21 protein-coding genes are annotated in these 21833 nt (G+C 61.5%); 16 read left to right on the top strand and 5 right to left on the bottom strand.

All coding sequences use genetic code 11. The features are described 5' to 3' along the window. Window positions 1-80 precede the first annotated feature (80 nt). From cgtA to AC3Z8Y_RS20700, 3 genes are all read left to right on the top strand, one after another. Window positions 81-1301 carry an Obg family GTPase CgtA gene (cgtA, locus tag AC3Z8Y_RS20710; RefSeq protein WP_490087375.1) on the top strand — a complete coding sequence of 407 codons (1221 nt, stop codon included), beginning with the start codon at window positions 81-83 and terminating at the stop codon, window positions 1299-1301. Window positions 1302-1428: 127 nt separating this feature from the next. Continuing rightward, a complete protein-coding gene (proB, locus tag AC3Z8Y_RS20705; protein WP_490087374.1) occupies window positions 1429-2547 on the top strand; it encodes a glutamate 5-kinase in 1119 nt (372 codons plus the stop codon). Window positions 2548-2555: 8 nt separating this feature from the next. Further along, window positions 2556-3026 carry a CreA family protein gene (locus AC3Z8Y_RS20700; RefSeq protein ID WP_490087373.1) on the top strand — a complete coding sequence of 157 codons (471 nt, stop codon included), beginning with the start codon at window positions 2556-2558 and terminating at the stop codon, window positions 3024-3026. A 74-nt stretch (window positions 3027-3100) separates the two neighbouring features. Here the strand turns inward: AC3Z8Y_RS20700 and rpsT are convergent, their stop codons facing one another. After that, complete coding sequence (gene rpsT / locus AC3Z8Y_RS20695; RefSeq protein ID WP_181115681.1) at window positions 3101-3379, bottom strand: 30S ribosomal protein S20; 279 nt, start codon at window positions 3377-3379, stop codon at window positions 3101-3103. Between the two features lie 196 nt (window positions 3380-3575). On the opposite strand from rpsT, the gene murJ reads away from it, so the two are divergent. From murJ to ispH, 6 genes are all read left to right on the top strand, one after another. Next, window positions 3576-5114, top strand: coding sequence for a murein biosynthesis integral membrane protein MurJ (murJ, locus tag AC3Z8Y_RS20690; protein ID WP_490087372.1), 1539 nt, complete (start codon window positions 3576-3578; stop codon window positions 5112-5114). Window positions 5115-5235: 121 nt separating this feature from the next. Continuing rightward, window positions 5236-6162 carry a bifunctional riboflavin kinase/FAD synthetase gene (ribF, locus tag AC3Z8Y_RS20685; RefSeq protein WP_490090060.1) on the top strand — a complete coding sequence of 309 codons (927 nt, stop codon included), beginning with the start codon at window positions 5236-5238 and terminating at the stop codon, window positions 6160-6162. 21 nt (window positions 6163-6183) lie between these two features. Further along, a complete protein-coding gene (gene ileS / locus AC3Z8Y_RS20680; RefSeq protein WP_490087371.1) occupies window positions 6184-9015 on the top strand; it encodes an isoleucine--tRNA ligase in 2832 nt (943 codons plus the stop codon). After that, on the top strand, window positions 9008-9520 hold the full coding sequence (lspA, locus tag AC3Z8Y_RS20675; protein WP_490087370.1) for a signal peptidase II: 513 nt from the start codon (window positions 9008-9010) through the stop codon (window positions 9518-9520). Before ileS ends, lspA begins: the two co-directional genes overlap by 8 nt. Further along, entirely contained in the window at window positions 9513-9950 is a 438-nt protein-coding gene (fkpB, locus tag AC3Z8Y_RS20670; RefSeq protein ID WP_181115674.1) for an FKBP-type peptidyl-prolyl cis-trans isomerase, read from the top strand. Before lspA ends, fkpB begins: the two co-directional genes overlap by 8 nt. Window positions 9951-9985: 35 nt before the next feature. Then, window positions 9986-10933, top strand: a complete 948-nt coding sequence (gene ispH / locus AC3Z8Y_RS20665; protein WP_225771704.1) for a 4-hydroxy-3-methylbut-2-enyl diphosphate reductase — start codon at window positions 9986-9988, stop codon at window positions 10931-10933. On the opposite strand, the gene AC3Z8Y_RS20660 is transcribed toward ispH, so the two are convergent. After that, the gene (locus AC3Z8Y_RS20660; RefSeq protein ID WP_490087369.1) at window positions 10917-11459 is read right to left on the bottom strand and encodes a GspH/FimT family pseudopilin; all 543 of its coding nucleotides are present in this window, start codon (window positions 11457-11459) and stop codon (window positions 10917-10919) included. The two genes, ispH and AC3Z8Y_RS20660, sit on opposite strands and share 17 nt — an antisense overlap. A gap of 133 nt (window positions 11460-11592) precedes the next feature. On the opposite strand from AC3Z8Y_RS20660, the gene AC3Z8Y_RS20655 reads away from it, so the two are divergent. The 7 genes from AC3Z8Y_RS20655 to thiO are packed head-to-tail and all read left to right on the top strand — an operon-like array spanning window position 11593 to window position 18634. Beyond that, the gene (locus tag AC3Z8Y_RS20655) at window positions 11593-12078 is read left to right on the top strand and encodes a GspH/FimT family pseudopilin (protein WP_490087368.1); all 486 of its coding nucleotides are present in this window, start codon (window positions 11593-11595) and stop codon (window positions 12076-12078) included. Continuing rightward, complete coding sequence (gene pilV, locus AC3Z8Y_RS20650; protein ID WP_490087367.1) at window positions 12075-12551, top strand: type IV pilus modification protein PilV; 477 nt, start codon at window positions 12075-12077, stop codon at window positions 12549-12551. The genes AC3Z8Y_RS20655 and pilV overlap by 4 nt, the downstream gene beginning before the upstream one ends. Beyond that, a complete protein-coding gene (locus tag AC3Z8Y_RS20645; RefSeq protein ID WP_490087366.1) occupies window positions 12548-13270 on the top strand; it encodes a PilW family protein in 723 nt (240 codons plus the stop codon). The genes pilV and AC3Z8Y_RS20645 overlap by 4 nt, the downstream gene beginning before the upstream one ends. Before the next feature lie 12 nt (window positions 13271-13282). Further along, window positions 13283-13762 carry a pilus assembly PilX family protein gene (locus tag AC3Z8Y_RS20640; RefSeq protein WP_490087365.1) on the top strand — a complete coding sequence of 160 codons (480 nt, stop codon included), beginning with the start codon at window positions 13283-13285 and terminating at the stop codon, window positions 13760-13762. Continuing rightward, window positions 13749-17042, top strand: coding sequence for a pilus assembly protein (locus AC3Z8Y_RS20635; RefSeq protein WP_490087364.1), 3294 nt, complete (start codon window positions 13749-13751; stop codon window positions 17040-17042). The genes AC3Z8Y_RS20640 and AC3Z8Y_RS20635 overlap by 14 nt, the downstream gene beginning before the upstream one ends. 8 nt (window positions 17043-17050) lie before the next feature. Then, the gene (locus tag AC3Z8Y_RS20630; RefSeq protein ID WP_490087363.1) at window positions 17051-17470 is read left to right on the top strand and encodes a type IV pilin protein; all 420 of its coding nucleotides are present in this window, start codon (window positions 17051-17053) and stop codon (window positions 17468-17470) included. Window positions 17471-17485: 15 nt separating this feature from the next. Further along, a complete protein-coding gene (thiO, locus tag AC3Z8Y_RS20625) occupies window positions 17486-18634 on the top strand; it encodes a glycine oxidase ThiO (protein ID WP_490087362.1) in 1149 nt (382 codons plus the stop codon). A gap of 42 nt (window positions 18635-18676) precedes the next feature. On the opposite strand, the gene AC3Z8Y_RS20620 is transcribed toward thiO, so the two are convergent. From AC3Z8Y_RS20620 to AC3Z8Y_RS20610, 3 genes are read right to left on the bottom strand one after another with little or no spacing between them, the layout of a single operon-like run. After that, the gene (locus AC3Z8Y_RS20620; RefSeq protein WP_490087361.1) at window positions 18677-20017 is read right to left on the bottom strand and encodes a sigma-54-dependent transcriptional regulator; all 1341 of its coding nucleotides are present in this window, start codon (window positions 20015-20017) and stop codon (window positions 18677-18679) included. Between the two features lie 2 nt (window positions 20018-20019). Then, the gene (locus tag AC3Z8Y_RS20615; RefSeq protein ID WP_490087360.1) at window positions 20020-21612 is read right to left on the bottom strand and encodes a two-component system sensor histidine kinase NtrB; all 1593 of its coding nucleotides are present in this window, start codon (window positions 21610-21612) and stop codon (window positions 20020-20022) included. Next, complete coding sequence (locus AC3Z8Y_RS20610) at window positions 21602-21832, bottom strand: PP0621 family protein (RefSeq protein WP_490087359.1); 231 nt, start codon at window positions 21830-21832, stop codon at window positions 21602-21604. The genes AC3Z8Y_RS20615 and AC3Z8Y_RS20610 overlap by 11 nt, the downstream gene beginning before the upstream one ends. Between the last annotated feature and the right edge of the window lies 1 nt (window position 21833).

Raw genomic sequence — 21833 nt, 5'->3', positions numbered from 1 at the left:
TTGGGGCGCTGCGCTCATTTTTGCAAGAGCCTTATGTTTTCTGGCTTATAGGCTCGCCCTGGTGGCGAGAGGCATGATTTATGAAGTTTGTAGATGAAGTATCCATCCGCGTGAAGGCGGGTGACGGTGGTAACGGTTGCATGAGCTTCCGTCGTGAAAAGTTCATCGAAAACGGCGGCCCGAACGGCGGCGACGGTGGCGATGGCGGATCAGTGTTTCTAGTGGCCGACGAGAACCTCAACACGCTGGTGGACTACCGCTACACCCGCCATTTCGACGCACAGCGCGGCGAGAATGGTGGCAGCACCGATTGCACCGGCGCCAAGGGTGAGGAGCTGGTATTGCGCGTGCCTGTGGGCACCACGGTGATCGACGCCAGCACCCAGGAAGTAATCGGCGACCTGGTAAAGCCAGGGCAGCGCCTGATGGTCGCCCAAGGTGGCTGGCACGGCCTGGGGAATACCCGGTTCAAGTCCAGTACCAACCGCGCGCCACGCCAGACTACCCCAGGCAAGCCTGGGGAGCAGCGTGACCTCAAGCTGGAAATGAAAGTGCTGGCAGACGTAGGCCTGCTGGGTTTGCCAAACGCCGGCAAAAGCACGTTCATCCGCTCCGTTTCGGCCGCCAAGCCGAAGGTAGCCGACTACCCGTTCACTACCCTGGTGCCAAACCTGGGCGTGGTCAGCGTAGACCGTTGGAAGAGCTTCGTTATCGCCGACATCCCCGGCCTTATCGAAGGGGCTTCGGATGGTGCTGGCCTGGGTATTCGCTTCCTCAAGCACTTGGCGCGCACGCGCCTGTTGTTGCACCTCGTGGACATGGCACCGTTCGATGGCAGCAGTGCCGCCGATGCTGCCGAAATCATCGTGAACGAACTGGTGAAATTCAGCCCCTCCCTGGCCGAGCGCGATCGCTGGCTGGTGCTGAACAAGTGCGACCAGTTGCTCGAGGAAGAGCACGAAGCCGCCGTGAAGGAAGTGGTCGACCGCCTGCAGTGGGAAGGCCCGGTGTACGTGATCTCCGCGCTGGCAAAGGAAGGCACCGAGCGCCTCAGCCGCGACATCATGCGCTACCTGGAACTGCGCGCCGAGCGTATTGCCCAGGAAGAAGGCTTTGCCGAGGAAGTGGCCGAGCTGGATCAGCGCATCGAAGACGAAGCGCGGGCGCAGCTGCAAGCCCTGGATGACGCCCGTGCCCTTCGCCGTACCGGCGTGAAGAGCGTGCATGACATCGGTGACGATGACGACTGGGACGACGAAGACGACGAGGACGGGCCGGAAATCATTTACGTGCGCGACTGATTGGTTGCAGTACACTACAGCGCCCCGGTTCCGGGCGGGCAGGCAGGCTGAATAGCCCTGGCTCCCGATCGGGCCGGGGCGTTGTCGTTTGTGATTTTTCTGGGTTGGGCAGGCAAGGACAGGAAAGATGCGAAGCAAGGTAACGGGTGCGCAGCGCTGGGTAGTAAAGATCGGCAGCGCGCTACTGACCGCAGATGGCAAAGGCCTCGACCGCACGGCCATGGCGGTATGGGTGGAGCAAATGGTCGCCTTGCACGAAGCAGGCGTGGAGCTGGTACTGGTGTCCTCCGGTGCGGTTGCTGCAGGGATGAGCCGCCTGGGCTGGGCTCAGCGCCCCACCGCAATGCACGAGTTGCAGGCCGCCGCCGCAATCGGCCAGATGGGGCTGGTGCAGGCCTGGGAGTCGAGCTTCGCGCAGCACGAACGCCGCACAGCGCAGATCCTGCTCACCCATGACGACCTCTCGGACCGCAAGCGTTACCTGAACGCTCGCAGCACGCTTCGCGCGTTGGTAGAGCTGGGGGTTATCCCGGTAATCAACGAAAACGACACTGTGGTTACCGACGAAATTCGCTTCGGTGACAACGACACCCTGGCGGCGTTGGTGGCGAACCTGGTCGAAGCTGACCTGTTGGTGATCCTCACCGATCGCGACGGCATGTTCGATGCAGACCCACGCAACAACCCCGATGCCAAGCTCATCCATGAAGCCCGAGCCGATGACCCAAGCCTGGACGCCGTAGCGGGCGGCACCGGAGGAGCGCTGGGTCGCGGAGGTATGCAAACCAAGCTGCGCGCCGCCCGCCTGGCCGCCCGTTCAGGTGCTCATACACTGATCGTGGGAGGGCGCATCGAGCGCGTGCTAGATCGGCTCAAGGCCGGTGAGCGCCTCGGCACGCTGCTGTCGCCGGAACGCGGCATGCTGGCGGCACGCAAGCAGTGGCTTGCCGGGCATTTGCAAACCCGCGGCACGCTTCAGTTGGACGAAGGCGCCGTGCAGGCACTGCGCGCAGCCAGCAAGAGCCTTCTCCCCGTGGGTGTGAAAGCGGTGCAGGGTGGCTTCCGTCGGGGCGAAATGGTGGTGTGCCTGGCGCCCGATGGTTCGGAAGTAGCGCGGGGCCTTACCAATTACAGTGCTGCGGAGGCCCAGAAGATCATCGGCCAGCCGTCGGACGCGATCCATGGGGTGCTGGGCTATATGGCCGAGCCCGAACTGATCCACCGCGATAACCTGATCCTGGTATGAGGCTGCCCATGAACGTACTGCGAACCGCGCTGCTGGGGCTGGCCTTTCTGCCCCTGCTGGCCAAGGCCGACACCATTGGCGAAGTGTCCACGGTATTCAAGTTTCTCGGGCCCAACGATCGTATCGTGGTCGAGGCGTTCGACGACCCCAAGGTCGAAGGCGTGACGTGCTACCTCTCGCGCGCCAAAACGGGCGGCGTGAAGGGTGGCCTGGGGTTGGCTGAGGATCGCGCCGAGGCGTCCATTGCGTGCCGTCAGGTGGGCCCCATCCGCTTTGCGCAGCCCTTGAAGGATGGCGAAGAGGTATTCAAGGAGAGAACCTCCCTGGTGTTCAAGACCATGCAGGTAGTGCGCTTCTTCGACGAGAAGCGCAATACTCTGGTGTACCTGGTGTACAGCGATCGCATAATTGAAGGTAGCCCGCAGAACGCGGTAACGGCCATCCCGATCCTGCCATGGCCCGTGGGAAGCGGGCGCTAGCTCGCGAATCCGGGGTAAAAACCCAGACAACAAAAAACCGGCCACATGGGCCGGTTTTTCTTGAAGCGCGTCGCTTAGGCAGCGGCAGCGGTCTTCAGGGCCTTGATGTGGCCATTCAGACGGCTCTTGTGACGAGCGGCCTTGTTCTTGTGGATGATGCCCTTGTCGGCCATACGGTCGATTACAGGCACAGCCAGGGTGTAGGCAGCTTGCGCTTTCTCAGCGTCTTTGGTGTCGATCGCTTTGACTACGTTCTTGATGTAGGTACGAACCATCGAACGCAGGCTGGCGTTGTGGCTGCGACGCTTCTCAGCCTGTTTTGCACGTTTTTTGGCGGAAGGTGAGTTGGCCACCGTCGAGCTCCTCGAAAGACTTGGGTAATAGCAAACAAATAAGGCCGCGAATCATGCCGATGCGCGGGTTCAATGTCAAGGGAAAGTGCCTGGCATTGCGTGCCTTTTCAGGACGAACGGCAGTGTACAGAAAACCTTCCCTTCCGCCACGTGGGCTGTACACTTTCGGCTTTTTGGCTTGGCGGCATATCCATCCATGAACCTGCTCAAATCCCTCGCTGCGGTCAGTTCGATCACCATGATTTCGCGCGTGCTGGGTTTTGTGCGCGATACGCTCGTGGCACGGATTTTCGGTGCCGGCATGGCCACGGACGCCTTTTTCATCGCGTTCAAGCTGCCCAACCTGCTGCGCCGGATCTTCGCCGAGGGGGCATTCTCGCAGGCATTCGTGCCCATTCTTGCCGAATACCGCCAGCAGCAGGGCGATGAGGCCGCCCGCACCTTCACCGCCTATGTGGCGGGTTTGCTGACGCTTGCGCTGGCGGTAGTCACGGCGTTGGGCATGCTAGCGGCCCCTTGGGTGATCTGGGCCACCGCGCCGGGCTTTGCCGATACGCCTGAAAAGTTCGAACTTACCAGTTCGCTGCTGCGGGTAACCTTCCCCTATATATTGCTGATCTCGCTATCGTCCCTGGCGGGTGCGATCCTCAATACCTGGAACCGTTTCTCCGTCCCGGCGTTCACGCCCACGTTGCTCAACGTGGCGATGATCGGCTTTGCGCTCTTTCTTACGCCGTTCTTCCACCCCCCGGTGATGGCGCTTGCGTGGTCTGTGCTGGCTGGTGGGCTGGCGCAATTGGTCTATCAACTGCCGCACCTGAAGAAGATCGGCATGCTTGTACTGCCTCGGCTGAGCTTGCGCCACAGCGGCGCCCTGCGTGTGCTCAAGCAAATGGGGCCAGCGATCCTGGGCGTGTCGGTGAGCCAGATCTCGCTCATCATCAACACCATCTTCGCGTCCTTCCTCGTGGCCGGTTCGGTTTCCTGGATGTACTACGCCGATCGCCTGATGGAGCTGCCCTCTGGCGTGCTCGGGGTAGCGCTGGGCACTATCCTGTTGCCCACGCTGGCCCGCACCTATGCCAACAAGGATCGCCAGGAATACTCGCGCATCCTCGACTGGGGCCTGCGCCTGTGTTTCCTGCTGGTGCTGCCCTGCGCGGTGGCGCTGGGGTTGCTGGCCGAGCCGCTGACCGTCGCGCTGTTCCAGTACGGCCGGTTCGAGGCCTTCGACGCCGCCATGACCCAGCGGGCGCTGGTCGCTTATGCCGTGGGCTTGCTCGGTATCATTCTCATCAAGGTGCTGGCGCCCGGCTTCTACGCCCAGCAGAACCTGCGCACGCCGGTGAAGATCGCCATCGTCACCTTGCTCGCTACCCAGTTGTTCAACCTGGCGTTGATCGGCCCGCTCAAGCACGCCGGCCTGGCGCTGGCGATCAGCGGCGGCGCCACCCTCAATGCTGCGCTGCTGTACTGGCAACTGCGGCGCCAGCAAATGTTCCAGCCCCAACCCGGTTGGCTGGGCTTCTTCGCCCGCCTGGGGTTGGCAGTGATTGCCATGGGCGGCGTATTGCTGGGCCTGATGGCCGTGATGCCGCCGTGGGCGGAGGGTGACATGCTGGCGCGGTTCCTGCGGCTGGGTGCGCTGGTGGTCGCTGGCGCAGCTACCTACTTCCTGGTGCTGCTGGCAACGGGCATGCGCCTTCATCAGTTCGCTCGTCGGGGCCTGCATTGAAATTTGTGCCGGTTGGCCGAATATCGGTTTCATCGACCTGTGGCCCACTGCCTGCGCTGTTGCCTGTCGTCGGCGCCCGGGTGTGGTTATAATCGACGACTTTATGAGCAAGAAGCGCGCTATGCAGCTGGTTCGAGGCCTTCACAACCTGCGCCCCCGTCACCGGGGCTGCGTTGCCACCATTGGCAATTTCGACGGAGTGCATCGGGGGCATCAAGCCATCCTCAAGCGCTTGCGCGAGCGTGCCCAGGAACTTGGCGTGCCCAGTTGCGTGGTGATCTTCGAGCCCCAGCCGCGTGAGTATTTCACCCCGGACACCGCCCCGGCCCGGCTCACGCGGCTGCGCGACAAGCTCGAGCTGCTAGCGGCCGAAGGCATCGACCGCGTGTTGTGCCTGGCCTTCAACCAGCGGCTGCGCAGCCTGAGCGCCAGCGAGTTCGTTGAAACCATCCTGATCGACGGGCTGGGTGTGAAGCACCTCGAAGTGGGGGATGATTTTCGGTTTGGCTGTGATCGCCTGGGGGATTTCGACTTTCTGGTCGAAGCGGGGCGTCTCCATGGTTTCACCTTGGAGGCGGCAAACACTGTAGAAGAAGAGGGTGCCCGCGTGAGCAGCACCCAGGTGCGCCAGGCGCTGGCATCGGGGGATTTTGCCCAGGCCGAGCGCCTGCTGGGCCGCCCCTATCGCATCAGTGGCCGGGTATTGCACGGGCAAAAGCTGGCGCGCCAGCTGGGCTGGCCTACCGCCAACGTTCAGCTGAAGCGCCGCCGCGTACCCTTTACCGGCGTTTACCTGGTGAGCACCACGGTAAACGGCCAAACCTGGCCCGGCGTTGCCAATATAGGGGTTCGCCCCACCGTTGCCGGCGATGGCCGGCCACACCTTGAAATACACCTGCTGGACTTCGCTGGCGATCTGTATGGCCGGCATTTGTCGGTGGAATTCCACCAGAAGCTGCGTGATGAGCAGCGTTTCGCCTCACTGGAGGCGTTGAAGTCGGCGATCGACGCGGACGTCGCCGCCGCCCGTGCCCATTGGCAGGGCTAACCGCCTAATGAAGAGCCTGAAATGACCGATTACAAAGCCACGCTAAACCTTCCGGACACCGCCTTCCCGATGAAGGCCGGCCTGCCCCAGCGCGAGCCGCAGATACTGCAGCGCTGGGACAGCATTGGCCTGTACCAGAAGCTGCGCGAAATTGGCAAGGATCGGCCCAAGTTCGTGCTGCACGATGGCCCGCCCTATGCCAACGGCAGCATTCATATCGGTCACGCGGTCAACAAGATCCTAAAGGACATGATCATCCGTTCGCGTACGCTGGCGGGCTTCGATGCGCCTTACGTACCGGGCTGGGACTGCCATGGCCTGCCGATCGAGCACAAGGTGGAAGTCACCCACGGCAAGGGCTTGCCTGCGGATAAAACCCGCGAGCTGTGCCGGGCCTACGCCGCCGAGCAGATCGAAGAGCAGAAAGCAGGCTTCATCCGCCTGGGCGTGCTGGGCGACTGGGGCAACCCCTATAAAACCATGAGCTTCGTCAATGAGGCCGGAGAAATCCGCGCCCTGGCCGAGATGGTCCGAGGCGGTTTCGTGTTCAAGGGCCTCAAGCCCGTGAACTGGTGCTTCGACTGTGGCTCGGCGCTGGCTGAAGCCGAAGTGGAATATGCCGACAAGAAGTCCACCACTATCGACGTGGCCTTCCCGATCGCCGATCAGGCCTCCCTGGCCGATGCCTTTGGCCTGCCAGGCCTGGAAAAGCCCGCCGCCATCGTGATCTGGACCACTACCCCGTGGACCATCCCGGCGAACCAGGCACTCAACGTGCACCCCGAGTTCACCTACGCGCTGGTCGATATCGGCGACCGCCTGCTGGTGCTGGCCGAAGAACTGGTGGAAAGCTGCCTGCAGCGCTACGGCCGCGAGGGCCACATCATCGCTCGTGCCCCGGGCGCCGCGCTGGAAAACATCAACTTCCACCACCCGTTCTACGAGCGCCTGTCGCCTGTTTACCTGGCCGAGTACGTGGAGCTGGGCGCGGGCACCGGTATCGTTCACTCCGCGCCAGCCTACGGCGAGGACGACTTCGTTACCTGCAAACGCTACGGCATGCACAACGACGATATCCTCACCCCCGTCCAGAGCAATGGCGTGTATGTGGACAGCCTGCCGTTCTTCGGCGGCCAGTTCATCTGGAAGGCCGGTGCCGCCATCGTCGAGAAGCTGGCTGAAGTCGGCGCGCTGATGCACACCGAAACCATCACCCACAGCTACATGCACTGCTGGCGCCATAAAACCCCGTTGATCTACCGCGCGACCGCGCAGTGGTTCGTGGGCATGGACAAGCAGCCGGTGACTGGCGATACCCTTCGCCAGCGTGCGCTCAAGGCCATTGAACAAACCCACTTCGTCCCGGACTGGGGCCAGGCGCGCTTGCATTCGATGATCGCCAACCGGCCAGACTGGTGCATCTCGCGCCAGCGCAACTGGGGCGTGCCGATTCCGTTCTTCCTGCACAAGCAGAGCGGCGAACTGCACCCTCGCACCGTTGAGCTGATGGAAGAAGTGGCCCAGCGTGTGGAACAGGAAGGTATCGAGGCCTGGTTCAAGCTGGACGCCGCCGAGCTGCTGGGCGCCGAGGCCGCCGATTACGAAAAGATCAGCGACACGCTGGACGTGTGGTTCGACTCGGGTACCACCCACTGGCACGTGCTGCGTGGCTCGCACCCGATGGGCCACGAGCAGGGGCCGCGCGCGGACCTGTACCTGGAAGGCAGCGACCAGCACCGTGGCTGGTTCCACTCCTCCTTGCTGACCGGCTGCGCCATCGACGATCACGCACCCTACCGCGAACTGCTCACCCACGGCTTCACCGTGGACGAGAACGGCCGCAAGATGTCCAAATCGCTGGGCAACACCGTCGCACCGCAAAAGGTGAGCGATACCCTCGGCGCCGACATCATGCGCCTGTGGGTCGCCTCCACGGACTATTCCGGCGAGATGGCGGTTTCCGAGCAGATCCTGCAGCGCAGCGCCGACGCCTACCGGCGTATCCGCAACACCGCGCGCTTCCTGCTTTCCAACCTCAGCGGCTTCGACCCTGCGCGGGACCTGTTGCCGCCGGATCAAATGCTGGCGCTCGACCGCTGGGCCGTGGACCGCGCCTTGCTGTTGCAACGTGAGCTGGAAGAGCACTACCAGGCGTACCGCTTCTGGAACATCTACTCCAAGGTGCACAACTTCTGCGTGCAGGAGCTGGGCGGCTTCTACCTGGACATTATCAAGGACCGCCAATACACCACGCCGGCCGACAGCGTTGCCCGCCGCTCCTGCCAGACCGCGCTGTTCCACATCGCCGAGGCGCTGGTGCGCTGGATCGCCCCGATCCTGGCCTTCACTGCCGACGAGATCTGGAGCTACCTGCCAGGCGAGCGCAACGAATCGGTCATGCTCAACACGGCCTACACCGGCCTGAGCGAGCTGCCGGAAGGCTTCGAACTGAACCGTGCGTTCTGGGACAGCGTAATGGCCGTGAAGGCCTCGGTGAACAAGGAACTGGAAAACCAGCGTACGGCCAAGGCCATCGGTGGCAACCTCCAAGCCGAAGTCACCTTGTATGCGGACGAAGCCGTGCAGGCCGACCTGGGCAAGCTGGGCAACGAGTTGCGCTTTGTACTGATCACCTCCAAGGCCACCCTGGCGCCGTTCGCCGCGGCACCGGCCGATGCGGTGGTGACCGACGTGGCTGGCCTGAAGCTCAAGGTGGTCAAGTCCAGCCATGCCAAGTGCGCCCGTTGCTGGCACTTCGTGGAGGACGTGGGCACCAACCCGGCCCATCCGGAAATCTGCGGCCGTTGCGTGACCAACATCACCACCGGTGGCGAGGAGCGTCACTATGCCTGACGTGGCGGGGCGCTTCGGGCGCCTGGCTTGGCTATGGCTGAGTGTGCTGGTGGTGGTCCTGGACCAGGCCAGCAAGTGGTACTTTGAAAACGCGCTGGAGCTGTATCAGCAGATCGTAGTGATCCCCGGCTATTTCAGCTGGACGCTGGCCTACAACACCGGCGCGGCCTTCAGCTTCCTGGCCGACAGTTCCGGCTGGCAGCGCTGGCTGTTCGCGCTCATCGCCGTGGTGGTGAGCGCCGTGCTGGTCATCTGGCTCAAGCGGCTCGGCCGCGCCGACACCTGGCTGGCCATCGCGCTGGCCCTGGTGCTCGGCGGCGCCATCGGCAACCTGTACGACCGTATCGTCCTCGGCCATGTGATCGACTTCGTGTTGGTGCATTGGGACCGGCAGTGGTACTTCCCGGCCTTCAACCTCGCCGACAGCGCCATTACCGTTGGCGCAATCATGCTGGCCCTGGATATGTTCAAGAGCAAGAAAAGCGGAGAAGCGGTTCATGAGTGATGTTCGGATCGGCCAGCACACCGAGGTGACGCTTCACTTCGCGTTGCACCTGGAAGACGGCAATACCGTGGACAGCACCTTCGACAAGGCGCCGGCCACCTTCAAGGTAGGTGACGGCAACCTGTTGCCTGGGTTCGAGAATGCACTGTTCGGCCTCAAGGCCGGCGACAAGCGCGACCTTACCGTGCCACCGGAGAACGCGTTCGGCCAGCCTAACCCGCAGAACCTGCAGGTGATGCCGCGCAAACAGTTCGAGGGCATGGAGCTGGCCGAAGGCCTGCTGGTGATCTTCAACGACGCCGCCAATGCCGAGTTGCCGGGCATCGTGAAAGCGTTCGATGATCAGCAGGTCACCGTCGACTTCAACCACCCATTGTCTGGCAAGACCCTGCGTTTCGAAGTTCAGATCCTCGACGTTCGGGCGCTTTGAGCCCACCCAACCGGCGCAGCGCCTCGGAGCCCAGCATGCATATCAAACTCGCCAACCCCCGCGGCTTCTGCGCGGGCGTGGACCGAGCCATCGAGATCGTGAACCGCGCCCTTGAGGTGTTCGGCCCGCCGATCTACGTGCGCCACGAAGTGGTTCACAACAAGTTCGTGGTCGAGGACCTGCGCAGCCGTGGCGCCATCTTCGTCGAAGAGCTCGATCAGGTGCCGGATAACGTGATCGTGATCTTCAGCGCCCATGGCGTGTCCCAGGCCGTGCGCCAGGAAGCGGCAGGCCGCGGGCTAAAAGTGTTCGATGCCACCTGCCCATTGGTGACCAAGGTGCATATCGAGGTCGCACGCTACAGCCGCGATGGCCGCGAAACCATCTTGATCGGCCATGAAGGCCACCCGGAAGTCGAAGGCACTATGGGGCAGTACGACGCCAGCAATGGCGGCGCCATCTACCTCGTGGAGGATGAAGCCGACGTGGCAACGCTCGCCGTGCGCAACCCGGACAACCTCGCGTTCGTCACCCAGACCACACTGTCCATGGATGACACCAGCCGGGTGATCGATGCCCTGCGCGGGCGCTTCCCGAACATCGGCGGGCCGCGCAAGGACGACATCTGCTACGCCACGCAAAACCGCCAGGACGCGGTCAAGCAGCTGGCCGACGAGTGCGATGTGGTATTGGTGGTCGGCAGCCCCAACAGCTCCAACTCCAACCGCCTGCGTGAGCTCGCGGAGCGCATGGGCACCCCGGCGTACCTGATCGACGGCGCCGAGGACATGGAGCAGGGCTGGTTCGACGGGGTAGGGCGGATCGGCATTACCGCCGGTGCCTCTGCGCCTGAAGTGCTGGTGCGCGGTGTCATCCAGCAGCTCCAAGCCTGGGGCGCCACAGGCGCTGATGAATTGGCCGGGCGCGAAGAGAACATCACCTTTTCCATGCCCAAGGAACTGCGGGTCAAGACGCTGGTGTAACAGGGCATAGCGATGTGGGCGCCGCGCTTCGGGTAACCCGCACCCGCCCGCTGCGCGCGATCACCACCCTCCGATGCGCCTCGGCGCCGGGCTCACACAGGTAGAAGCTGCCCGCCAGTGCGCCGCGGTTAGCCAGGCGCGGGCTGCCCAGGTAGTCAAAGCCGACCTGCGCTTCGAGGTTGGCGGTGGGCCTCACGGTAATGGGCCACGGTCCTGCGCGAGAGAGGATTACCGGATTTGTCGGGTCTTCGATCCCGCGGCCGCTTTCATCCACAACCATTTGCCAGCCCTGCGCCCAATTGCCGCCCAACGGCTGCACGATCACCGTGCGGTTGCGGTGTACCGCTTCCACCCGCGCGGCACGTAACCCACTGGCCAGTTCATTGGCAAACGCCAGCCGCCGCTGTTCGGCGATCAAGCTCGAGAACGCCGGCACCGCCAGGTGCAGGAGTACGGCCAGTACAGCGACCGTGATCAGCAGGTCGAGCAGGCTAAGGCCTTGGCTGGCTTTGAAGGCGAGAGGCATAGGGTTCATCCTTGATATATTTGCAGGGCCGGCGCGTCCAATGCGCTGGTTCCAGGGAAATAAACGTATATGCTTTGCCCAGAAGTCCGACGCCGGGCTGGTTTATAGTCGGCGCGTCGAGGTGGAGACTGCAATGCGTCAAGGTATCAAGGGATTTACCCTCATTGAGTTGCTGATCACCGTGGCCGTGATGGTCATTGCGGTGACGGTGGTGATTCCTTCGTTTTCCGGCTTGATCGCCCGTAACCGTGCTGATGCCGACATGGCAGAGATCGCCCGGGGCCTTGGCTATGCACGGCTGGAGGCCATCAACCGCGGCGTTCGCGTGCGGGTCACACCCGATTCCGCAGGCATCTGGCGCGGTGACCTGACGGTGGCGGCTATCACAATAGCCAAGCCCACCGGTGATGTGCTGCGTCGTATTCCCGCCCTTGGAGGGAATGCCACGCTCACGGTTGCCGCCGGCACCACCGTACCGGCCTTCATCGAATTCAATAGCCTCGGCGGCTTGGCGGTTCCCCTGGAAGCCGCGCTATTGACCTATACCAATGGGACTGAGGGGCGAACCATACGGGTGTGTGTGAACGGCCGTGTAGTGATAGGCGGTACCTGCACATGAAGGGGCAACAGGGTATTTCGCTTATTGAAGTCCTTGTGGCCATGCTGGTCATGACCCTGGCGCTGCTGGGGGCTGCGGCGCTTCAGCTTAATTCCCTTAAATACACCGACAGTGCCCGGCTGCGTACTCAAGCCAGCTTTATCGCCTACGACATGATGGAGCGCATTCGGGCCAACAGCAGCGGGAACTACGTATTGGCTAATCTTGCTTCGGCGCCTGCGGACCCAAGCACGACGGACGTAAGGCTTCAGGACCTCTACGATTTCGGCCAAAACGTCCAGAATATGGGCGGTACCCAGGCGAGCATTGCGCTGTTGAACTCCGTCTACACCATTACCATTACCTGGGACGATGCGCGTGCCGGAAATATGGTCACGGCCAATAACAGCGCAGGCAGCGGTGTAGCGGATCAGGTCTTTACCCTCACCAGCCGCGTAGCCGCGCCGGCTGCTGCTGCGACGACTACCCCATGATGCGCAAGCAGCGTGGCCTCAGCCTGATCGAACTCATGGTTTCCATGGCTTTGGGCTTGATCATCGTGCTGGGCGTGACTCAGACGTTCATTTCGGCAAAGAATACCTACCTCACCCAAAATGCCGCTGCGGCCATGCAGGAAGACGCCCGTTACCTGCTGACCCGGATGAGCCAGGAAATTCGCATGACGGGCATGTTCGGTTGCCTGGCGACAATCACACCGCCCACGGCGAACCCGGCCCTGTTCACCGCAGCACAAACTACCCCGATTTCCTGGACTGTAGATAACGCCAACGGTAACCGGCTGATGCTGGTAACCGCTGATGTAGGCAGCGCCGGCACGGTACCAACCTGGACGGTATTGTCGGATTGCCTCACCACTGCTACGGCCTATAACGGGGCGGCTATCGCAGCCAGTGGCCAACAGGCGTTTCTACTGCGTCAGGTGTTTTACTCTTTCCGCAACAACACTATTTTCACCGGCGCGGTGGGCGCCCAGCAGCCGCTGATCAGTAACGTGGGTGCCTTCGACGTGATGTTTGGCCTGGCGGCAGACGCCACCACTGCGGCAGTCACAAGTTATGTGGCCACCCCGACCACAGCGCAGATGGAAATGATCCGTACCCTTCGGCTTACCCTCACCATGACCGACCCTAACGGTCGCACCCGGGACCAGACGTATTCCGTGGTCGCGGCCTTGCGCAACCGTTTGCAATAGAGGAGGCGAGCGATGCCCCCCCGTATGACCTTGCCTCTTGCGCGGCAACGCGGAATGGCGTTGATCGTGGCACTTGTGTTCCTCCTGTTGCTGACGCTGCTGGGGCTCAATTCCATGCAGAACGCCACGTTGCAGGAGAAAATGAGCAACAGCGTGCAGTTTCGCAATCAGTCCTTCCAGGCGGCCGAAGCGGCACTGCGGGTCGGAGAGGGGGCTGTATCGGCGTCTACCTACAGCCTGGCGCTGTGCGCCAGCGTCGCGGCCTGCGCTCCGCCAGACGGCGCATCCGTGACCGCCGCCGGTAATGCCGCTTTCGTGACCTGGGTAAGCGCTGGCGTCAACAGCAACGGGCTGTATGCCGTGCAGCGCATAGGCGCCAGCACAGGCGCGGTATGGATCAGCGGGCAGTCCGCAACCCTTTATCGAATCACTGGTGTCGGTATCGTCGGCAATGCCCGCACGGTGCTGGAGAGCATTTATGCCAAGTATTAAGCGGGCCCGCGTGGGCTATAACTGGCGCGCCATGCTAAGCGGTGGGGTGCTTGCGCTGTACCTTTCGGCACCGGCGTACGCCGCGTTCACCCCTACCACCGCGCCATTGCTCAGCTCGGCGGCGGTTACGCCCAACGTAATGCTGCTGGTGGATAACTCCGGCAGTATGAACAACCTGATCCGCCTCACGGCGTTTGATCAATCCGTCGTGCGCCCGCAGTTCTATTACTGCAGTAATGATACCGACTGCGCCTCTACTACAACGCCAGACATGGAAGACGATGGCGCATTGTTCAACACGTTCAAAGAAGGGGACTGCCCCACTGGCTACTATGGTTTTTCAAAGACTAAGCGGTCCAGTTCCAAGACCACCACTGCCGATTATTGCTTTAAATTTCCAGATTCGGTCGGCAATGAAGGCACCCGCATCGGCGTGCGCTACATCGCCTACCTGATGACCTTGGTGGGTACCAGTAGCGGTAAAATAACCAAGGACTTTACCGACGGCTCTATTCCCAGCGACTACCGGATGAAAGTAGCGCGTGATGTCTCTACAAACCTGGTAACTGCCAACCGTGCCCTGCGCATAGGCTTGACGGTGTTCAACACGTATTCGAGCGCCGCTGGAGGGCCTGGTGGTACCGTCAAATACCCGGTCGTCGACTTGCAGGCGACCACGGACGCCAAGGGTGCCACGGCCACCACGGCGGCGGCTGCCAACACTAACTACAACAATCTGCAGTCCGCTATTAAGGCACTGTATGGCACTACCAGTACTCCGCTGGCCAAAGCCTATTACGAAGTGACTCGCTATTTCCGTGGGTTGTATGGCTTCTCGGGCTACAGCAAGTCGCCCCCGGCCTATGTGAGCCCCATCCAGTACCGCTGTCAGCGTAACTTCGGAGTCGTCATCACGGACGGCTTGCCGACCTACGACCGTACCTACCCGTTGAAAACCACCACCGGCAATGATAGGGATCCGGACGTTGCCAGCAGCTCCAATGCCTGGCCCAACTGGGATAACCTCAACAATGATGGGGATAACCTCAACGGTGACGGTGAAGGCGATACGCTGTACCTGGACGACATTGCCAAGTTCGCCTACGACATCGATATGCGCAACAAAACCAGCGGTACTGACAAGGGCAGCCCGAGCGACACCAATACCAAGGACCTCGCAGGCAAAGACTGGGACTCAACGGACTTTCCCAAGCAGAACCTCTATACCTATACCGTAGGCTTTACTGCGGCCAATCAAATGCTGTCAGACGCTGCCAGCTATGGCCACGGTAAGTACTATCAAGCTACAGATAGCGCAACGCTGACTGCTGCACTGAACCAGGCGTTGAACGAAATCAGCTCGAAGGCAGGTTCGGGGGGCGGAGGAACCACTACATCCTCAACAGCGTACGACTCGAACTATTATTATCAGAGCCTGTACGACCCCACTGACTGGAGCGGAACGATCCGGGCGTATGCCTTCGCCGCCGACGGCACTCTGGATACGAGCGGTACCCCGGCATGGACAACCGACACAAAGATGAAAGTCGGTAGTACCAGCGGCACTTATCAATCGTGGAACACGTCCTCTAACAAGGCGATCAATCTTGCCTATGACCAGTTTTCCACCGATCAGCGCAGTGTAATCGACACCTCCATTAAAAGCCTCAGTACCTATAGCACAACCGGCGCCAAGCTCAATGGAACTAATGTGATCGACTGGCTGAAGGGTACTACCGCGACCGGGCTCAAAGCCCGAACGGTATTACTAGGAGATGTGATCGACTCGCCGGTCGTTCTGGCCTCGGCCACGACACAAACAGCTTCAGACCTGACGGGTGATACCAGCTATAGTTCTTACCTGACTACCAAAGCAAAAGGAATGACGAGCAGTATCCTCGTAAGCGCCAACGATGGGCTGACGAATGTAATCGATGCGAGTTCAGGTGCAAACTCAGGTCAACGTCGGTTCGGATATCTACCGTCCACAGCATTGCCAAGTCTGTATATGGTCGAGGACCCGACCTATGTCGATGGCACGTCCCATAAATTCCTGAATGACGGCCCACTATCGGTATTTGATGCTCAGATAAGTGGGGCCTGGAAGACCATCGCGTTTGGTGGTACGGGTGGGGCCGCCAAGGCGTTCTATGCCATTCAGCTATTCGATGCGACCGCCGGAGATAGCCTGAATGCTTTGTGGGAAATCCGCGCACCCGCTACCGCTAGCACGAGTAACAGCTTCAATGATCTCGGTTATGCCTATGCCAAACCGGAGATAGCGCGCCTCCCGGATGGTACCTGGGCCGCCTTCATCGGGAACGGATACGGCAGCAATAGTGGCGTAGCTGCCCTCTATATTGTGAACGTAGCTAACGGCGCGTTGATCAAGAAGCTGGTGGTGGATTCGAGTGAGACGGACAACGGCCTCTCCTCGGTAAAACTCACGGTAAATGCGTCCAACGTGGTCCAGGCTGCTTACGGAGGGGACTTGAAAGGGCGGATGTGGAAATTTGACTTGAGTAGCACGTCCACGTCCAACTGGGGCCTCGCATTTTCCGGTAAACCGCTGTTTACGGCTCCGGGAGGAACAAGCCAGCCAATCACTGCGCAGCCATTGCTCGTACCCAATGCGACCAGCGGCTACATGGTGTACTTCGGTACGGGCAAATTCCTCGAGACAACCGACAAAACAGTCAGCACGACCCAAGCTTTTTATGGGGTGTGGGACGCAGCCGGAGGTGCGGGTAATTTCACCGCTGCGAATCTGCAGGCTCAGTCAATCACCGGGACCTTTACCAATAACGGCACTACCTACCTTACGGTCTCGCAGAATAGCGTGGACTACACCACTAAAAAGGGTTGGTACCTGCCGCTTAGCTATAACAGCACCATGATTGGTGAACGCGTGATTTACCAGGCAGCCTATACCCGTGGAAGGGTCGTCTTCACTACTGCGGGCGTGGACACCACCGATCCATGTGCAAGCCAGGGCTTCGGGCGCCTGGTGGAGCTGGAAGGCACAACGGGCAAAATGCTGAGTTACCCGGTTATCGACACCAACGGCGATGGCGTTGTGAATAGCAGCGATACGGTTTCGGCGGGGATGAACTTCGCTAACGGTATCCCGACCCTCAACGCTGTGGTAAGCGATACCGGCAGTTCCTCTTCCTCGGCAGATACAAAAGTCGTGAACACGTCCGACGCCAAGGTCACCACGATCAAGGAACTTGGTGGTAGCGGGGGCTCCAGGCGCATCATGTGGCGGCAAATACAGTAGGAGGCATTATGAAAAAGGCAACAAGAGGGTTTACCCTCATTGAGCTGATGATCGTGGTGGCCATCGTGGGCATCATTTCCGCAATCGCCTACCCCAGCTACATGAACTACGTGCGAAAGAGCCACAGGGCCGAGATCGCGCAGCTGCTGGTAGAAGCGGCTCAGGGGCTGGAACGGTACTATTCTCGAGCTGGACAATACACGGACAAGAGCGGGGTTACCCCGGCCTATACCGCTCCGGCTAGCAACGCTTGGTATAGCGTTGTGGTATTGCGCCAGGACCAGGCCTTCACCATCACGGCCACCCCAGCGAATAACACAATGATGGCTACTGATGTATGCGGCAAATTCATCATCGACCAAACCGGCGCCCGAACCAACGACGGCAAAAGCACTGGTGTCACCGATGCCTTCTGCTGGGGCCGCTAAGGTAACGCAAGCGTAATGAGCGAAGAACACATCCTGATCGTGGGCGCCGGTGTTATCGGCCTGCTCACGGCCCTGAACCTGGCCGGCGCAGGTGCGCGCGTGACCGTGCTGGACCGCCAGCAGGCGGGCAAGGAAGCGTCCTGGGCCGGGGGCGGAATCGTCTCGCCGTTGTATCCGTGGCGCTACAGCCCGGCGGTTACCGCGCTGGCCCATTGGTCTCAGGATTTCTATCCCCAGCTGGGCGATCATTTGTTCGGGCGTACCGGCGTGGACCCTGAAGTTCATGTTACCGGCCTGTACTGGCTGGACCTCGACGATGAAGCGCAAGCCCTTGAGTGGGCGCGGGCTCAGGCCCGTCCGTTGAGCCAGGTACCGATCGAGGAGATCTACCGCAAGGTCCCGGTGCTCGGGCCAGGCTTCAGCCGCAGCATCCATATGGCAGATGTAGCCAATGTGCGTAACCCCAGGCTGGTGAAGGCCCTGCGGGCGGCGCTGGAGGCATTGCCCAATGTCACGCTGCGGGAGCATGTGCCCGTTACCGGCTTTATCGAGGAGCAGGGGCGAATTTGCGGTGTGCTCACCAAGGCGGGTGCGCTGCGCGGCGATCAGGTGGTGCTTACAGCGGGCGCTTGGAGCGGCGAGCTACTGGGTACGCTAGGGCTGGCGCTGCCCGTTCAGCCGGTGAAAGGCCAGATGATCCTGTTCAAATGCGCGGAAGATTTCCTGCCTGCCATGGTGCTCGCCCGCACGCGGTATGCGATCCCTCGGCGGGATGGGCACATTCTGGTGGGCAGTACGCTGGAGCATGCCGGGTTCGATAAAACGCCGACGGAGCAGGCGCTGGCCAGCCTCAAAGCCTCGGCGGAGGAATTGCTGCCTGTGCTGAGGGGTGCTGAAGTGGTTGGCCATTGGGCAGGGCTACGGCCCGGATCACCCGAGGGCATTCCGTTTATTGGCCCGGTCGCCAGCCACCCTGGGCTGTGGCTCAATTGTGGGCATTACCGGAATGGGCTGGTGCTGGCGCCGGCGTCGTGCCAGTTGCTGGCGGACCTGATGCTGGGCCGAACGCCGATTGTTGACCCGGCGCCGTATCGGCCGATGTTTACGCGCCCTTATTCGCGAGCTACGCCTGCGGCTCCGCCCGGCTCCCACAGCGAGCGATGAGCCTGTGGGACCGGGCGTTAGCCCGGGAATGGACACGAGTTGCTATTCTAACCCCAGCTTTTTTAGCCTATAGCGCATCGACCGAAACGACATGTTCAATCGCTGAGCAGCGGCGGTGCGGTTCCAGCGGGTTTCTTCCAGGGCCTGGAGGATCAGCGTGCGCTCGATGTTCTCCAGGTAATCCTCAAGGTTGTCCACCTCGGCCAGGCTGTGCTCGCCGTTTTCACGGAGCGGGGCGGTGTCTTCCAGGCGCAGGTCGGCCGCTTCGATGGTGTCGTTCTCGCAGAGCGTATAGGCACGTTCGAGCATGTTCTCCAGCTCTCGCACGTTGCCGGGGAAGCGGTACTGGCGCAGCGTGGCCTGGGCATCCGAGGCTAGCTGGGCAGGGGGCAGGCCGCTGCTGGCAGCGAGGCGCTTGAGCACGCATTGGGCAATCAGGTCGATGTCTTCGCGCCGCTCGCGCAAAGGGGGTACCCGAAGCTCGATCACGTTGAGCCGGTAATACAGGTCCTGACGGAAACGCCCGGCCTGCACTTCCTGGGCGAGGTCTTTATGGGTGGCGCACAGTACCCGCACGTCCACGATCACTTCGCTTTGCCCGCCTACGCTACGAATGGCTTTTTCCTGGATGGCCCGCAGCAACTTCACCTGCATCGCCAAGGGGAGGTCGGCCACTTCGTCGAGGAACAGCGTGCCGCCGTCTGCCGCCTGAAACAGCCCGGGCTTATCCTCCATGGCACCACTGAAGCTGCCTTTGCGGTGGCCGAAGAACTCGCTTTCCATCAATTCGGTGGGGATCGCGCCGCAGTTCACCGGTACGAACGGCCGCTCGCTGCGGGGGCCTTGATCGTGGATTTGCCGGGCGACCAGCTCTTTACCCGTGCCGGACTCGCCGCTGATATACACCGGGGCCTGGCTGCGGGCCAGCCGGGCGATCTGCTTGCGCAGCGCCTGCATGGGGGGTGACTGGCCGAGCAACCGGTCGTCGGCCGCAGCTGCTTCAGTGGCACGGTTGACCAGGCGCAGGGCAGTCGCCACCAGCTCTCGCAAGCGGGGCAGGTCCACGGGTTTGGTCAGGAAGTCGAACGCACCGGCCTTCAGCGCATTGATTGCGGTGTCTACATTGCCATAGGCGGTGATCATGGCCACCGGCAGGTTGGGGTGGCGCTGTTGCATGTACTGCACCAGCTCAAGCCCCGTGCCGTCGGGCAGGCGCATGTCGGTGAGGCACAGGTCGAAGGCTTCCTTGCTCAACCAGTCGCGGGCTTCCTTCAGGTTTCGAGCGCCACGCGTATCCAGCTTCATGCGGCCGAGGGTGATCTCGAGCAGCTCGCGGATGTCCGGTTCGTCATCGACGATAAGAATCTTTTGCCGTGCCGTCATGTTCAGGCCTGTCTTCGAGCGTGAGCGAAGGTAATACGCATGCAACTGCCGCCCTGTGCGCCTGGCCGATAATCGAGGTGAGCGCGGTTGCCTTCGCACAGCTCCCGAGAAATATACAGACCCAAGCCGGTGCCTTTTGTTTCGGTGGTGAAGAACGGCTCGAAGATGTGCTGGAGCTTTTCCGGGGCGATCCCTGGGCCGTCATCCACTACATCCAGTATCGGCAAACCGCTGGCGCGCTCTACTCCCAACTTTAGCCATACCTGCGCCTGCGTGTGATTGAGCCCACTGTAGCGCAAGCCGTTCTGAACCAGGTTGGTGACAACCTGAGTGAGGTGGTGGGGGTCCATGCGGGTTTCGATCAAGCCTTCGGAAATGTGCGCATGCAGCCGATGATGGCTGGGCGCCGTTGCCATGAATTCGGTCACGAAGGCGCTCAACCAGGCAGAGAGGTCGAGCATCTCGGGTTCGGCCGGGCGCCGCCTTGATAGCTGCAGTACGTTTTCGATCACCAGGTTCATGCGCTTGGACTGGTCCAGGATGATCTGCACCAGGCGCCGGTCGGGGTCGTTCAGTGCGTCCGATTCCTGCAACAGCTGGCCCGCGTGGCTGATCGCGCCCAGTGGGTTGCGCACCTCATGGGCGATACCGGCGGTAAGCCGACCCAGCGCAGCGAGTTTCAGCTGCTGCGCCTGCTGGGCGATCTGTGACAGGTCCTCGAGAAAAACCAGGGTTTGCTGCCCCGCGCCGCGGCTCAACGCGATAAAACTGACCTGCACGGGCGGGCCATCGGCTTGAAGTTTGATGCTTTTTACCCGTAAGGCGGGGTTCACCCGCCATTGCAGCAGCCGCTCGATCAAGTCGGGGGCATGCACACTGATCAACTGGCCGCTGAGCACCGGCTTGCCAAACAACGCCAGCGCGCCTTGGTTCGCCAGTTGCACCCGATGCTGGGCGTCCAGCACGAGAATGCCCGTGCGCATGCGTTGCAGGATGAGCGCGTTCAATTCTTCAAGGTTGGTAACGTCGCTGGCCCGTTGTTCGGCCAGGGTTTCGCTGGTGCGCAGCAGGTGGCTGAGGCCCTGCACGATCAACGCCACGGCAAAGCACAGCACGCCCAGCGAGCCAGCTTGCACGTAATCGTTGGCGGCGGAAGGGCGGGTGAAGCTCAGGTAGAAGGTCAGGTAGATGATACCAATGGAGGCCAAGGCGGCGATCAGCAGCCCGAGGCGACCACGCAGCAACAGGTTACTCATCGCCACCGAAGCAATCATCAAGTTGCCAATGCCACTGGCGGTGCCGCCGCCGGCATAGAACAACCCGGCGAGCAGAATCACGTCGGCCGCGGACAAGCTGAACACCTTGGCCGAACGGGTGGCGTTGCCGAAGGTAAGCGCTACCAGCAGGTTGAACACCAGGTACAGCCAACTGCCTATGCGGAAGAGTTGGCCGTTGGCCAGCTCCAGCAAACGGTTGTCCATGTCACTGGAAATAAGCAGCACCAGGCTGATGCCGATCACCAGCCGATACAGGTGGTACAGCCGCAGCATCCGCCGCGCCTGGGCCCTGGCGCTGACAGAGGCCTCAGTGGTCACGCCGGGCGGGCCCTTGCTCCAGGTGGGCACGGCTGCAATACCAATTCGGGCCGCTGGCCAGCGCTCGGTCGCTGGGCAGGTGCACGCCGCATTGGGCGCAGCGCACCATTGGCAGCGTGTTGCCAGAAGGGCGTGGTGGTTGAGCCTTGGGTGCCTTGAAGGTACGCCATGCCCACACGGCGACGGCGATGACGGCGATCCAGAAGAGCAGGCGAATCATG

This window comes from Pseudomonas sp. 3MAES_34.3B, assembly GCF_058145875.1.
This window is presented reverse-complemented; position numbering and strand designations above follow the sequence as displayed.

Bases quoted from the DNA above. Each gene is read 5' to 3' on its own strand.
- AC3Z8Y_RS20640 (WP_490087365.1), top strand. From the start codon at position 13,283: ATGCCCCCCCGTATGACCTTGCCTCTTGCGCGGCAACGCGGAATGGCG.
- AC3Z8Y_RS20620 (WP_490087361.1), bottom strand. From the start codon at position 20,017: ATGACGGCACGGCAAAAGATTCTTATCGTCGATGACGAACCGGACATC.
- pilV (WP_490087367.1), top strand. From the start codon at position 12,075: ATGAAGGGGCAACAGGGTATTTCGCTTATTGAAGTCCTTGTGGCCATG.
- thiO (WP_490087362.1), top strand. From the start codon at position 17,486: ATGAGCGAAGAACACATCCTGATCGTGGGCGCCGGTGTTATCGGCCTG.
- AC3Z8Y_RS20610 (WP_490087359.1), bottom strand. From the start codon at position 21,832: ATGATTCGCCTGCTCTTCTGGATCGCCGTCATCGCCGTCGCCGTGTGG.
- lspA (WP_490087370.1), top strand. From the start codon at position 9,008: ATGCCTGACGTGGCGGGGCGCTTCGGGCGCCTGGCTTGGCTATGGCTG.
- AC3Z8Y_RS20655 (WP_490087368.1), top strand. From the start codon at position 11,593: ATGCGTCAAGGTATCAAGGGATTTACCCTCATTGAGTTGCTGATCACC.
- proB (WP_490087374.1), top strand. From the start codon at position 1,429: ATGCGAAGCAAGGTAACGGGTGCGCAGCGCTGGGTAGTAAAGATCGGC.
- ribF (WP_490090060.1), top strand. From the start codon at position 5,236: ATGCAGCTGGTTCGAGGCCTTCACAACCTGCGCCCCCGTCACCGGGGC.
- fkpB (WP_181115674.1), top strand. From the start codon at position 9,513: ATGAGTGATGTTCGGATCGGCCAGCACACCGAGGTGACGCTTCACTTC.
- AC3Z8Y_RS20660 (WP_490087369.1), bottom strand. From the start codon at position 11,459: ATGCCTCTCGCCTTCAAAGCCAGCCAAGGCCTTAGCCTGCTCGACCTG.
- murJ (WP_490087372.1), top strand. From the start codon at position 3,576: ATGAACCTGCTCAAATCCCTCGCTGCGGTCAGTTCGATCACCATGATT.
- ispH (WP_225771704.1), top strand. From the start codon at position 9,986: ATGCATATCAAACTCGCCAACCCCCGCGGCTTCTGCGCGGGCGTGGAC.
- AC3Z8Y_RS20645 (WP_490087366.1), top strand. From the start codon at position 12,548: ATGATGCGCAAGCAGCGTGGCCTCAGCCTGATCGAACTCATGGTTTCC.
- cgtA (WP_490087375.1), top strand. From the start codon at position 81: ATGAAGTTTGTAGATGAAGTATCCATCCGCGTGAAGGCGGGTGACGGT.
- AC3Z8Y_RS20630 (WP_490087363.1), top strand. From the start codon at position 17,051: ATGAAAAAGGCAACAAGAGGGTTTACCCTCATTGAGCTGATGATCGTG.
- ileS (WP_490087371.1), top strand. From the start codon at position 6,184: ATGACCGATTACAAAGCCACGCTAAACCTTCCGGACACCGCCTTCCCG.
- AC3Z8Y_RS20700 (WP_490087373.1), top strand. From the start codon at position 2,556: ATGAACGTACTGCGAACCGCGCTGCTGGGGCTGGCCTTTCTGCCCCTG.
- AC3Z8Y_RS20635 (WP_490087364.1), top strand. From the start codon at position 13,749: ATGCCAAGTATTAAGCGGGCCCGCGTGGGCTATAACTGGCGCGCCATG.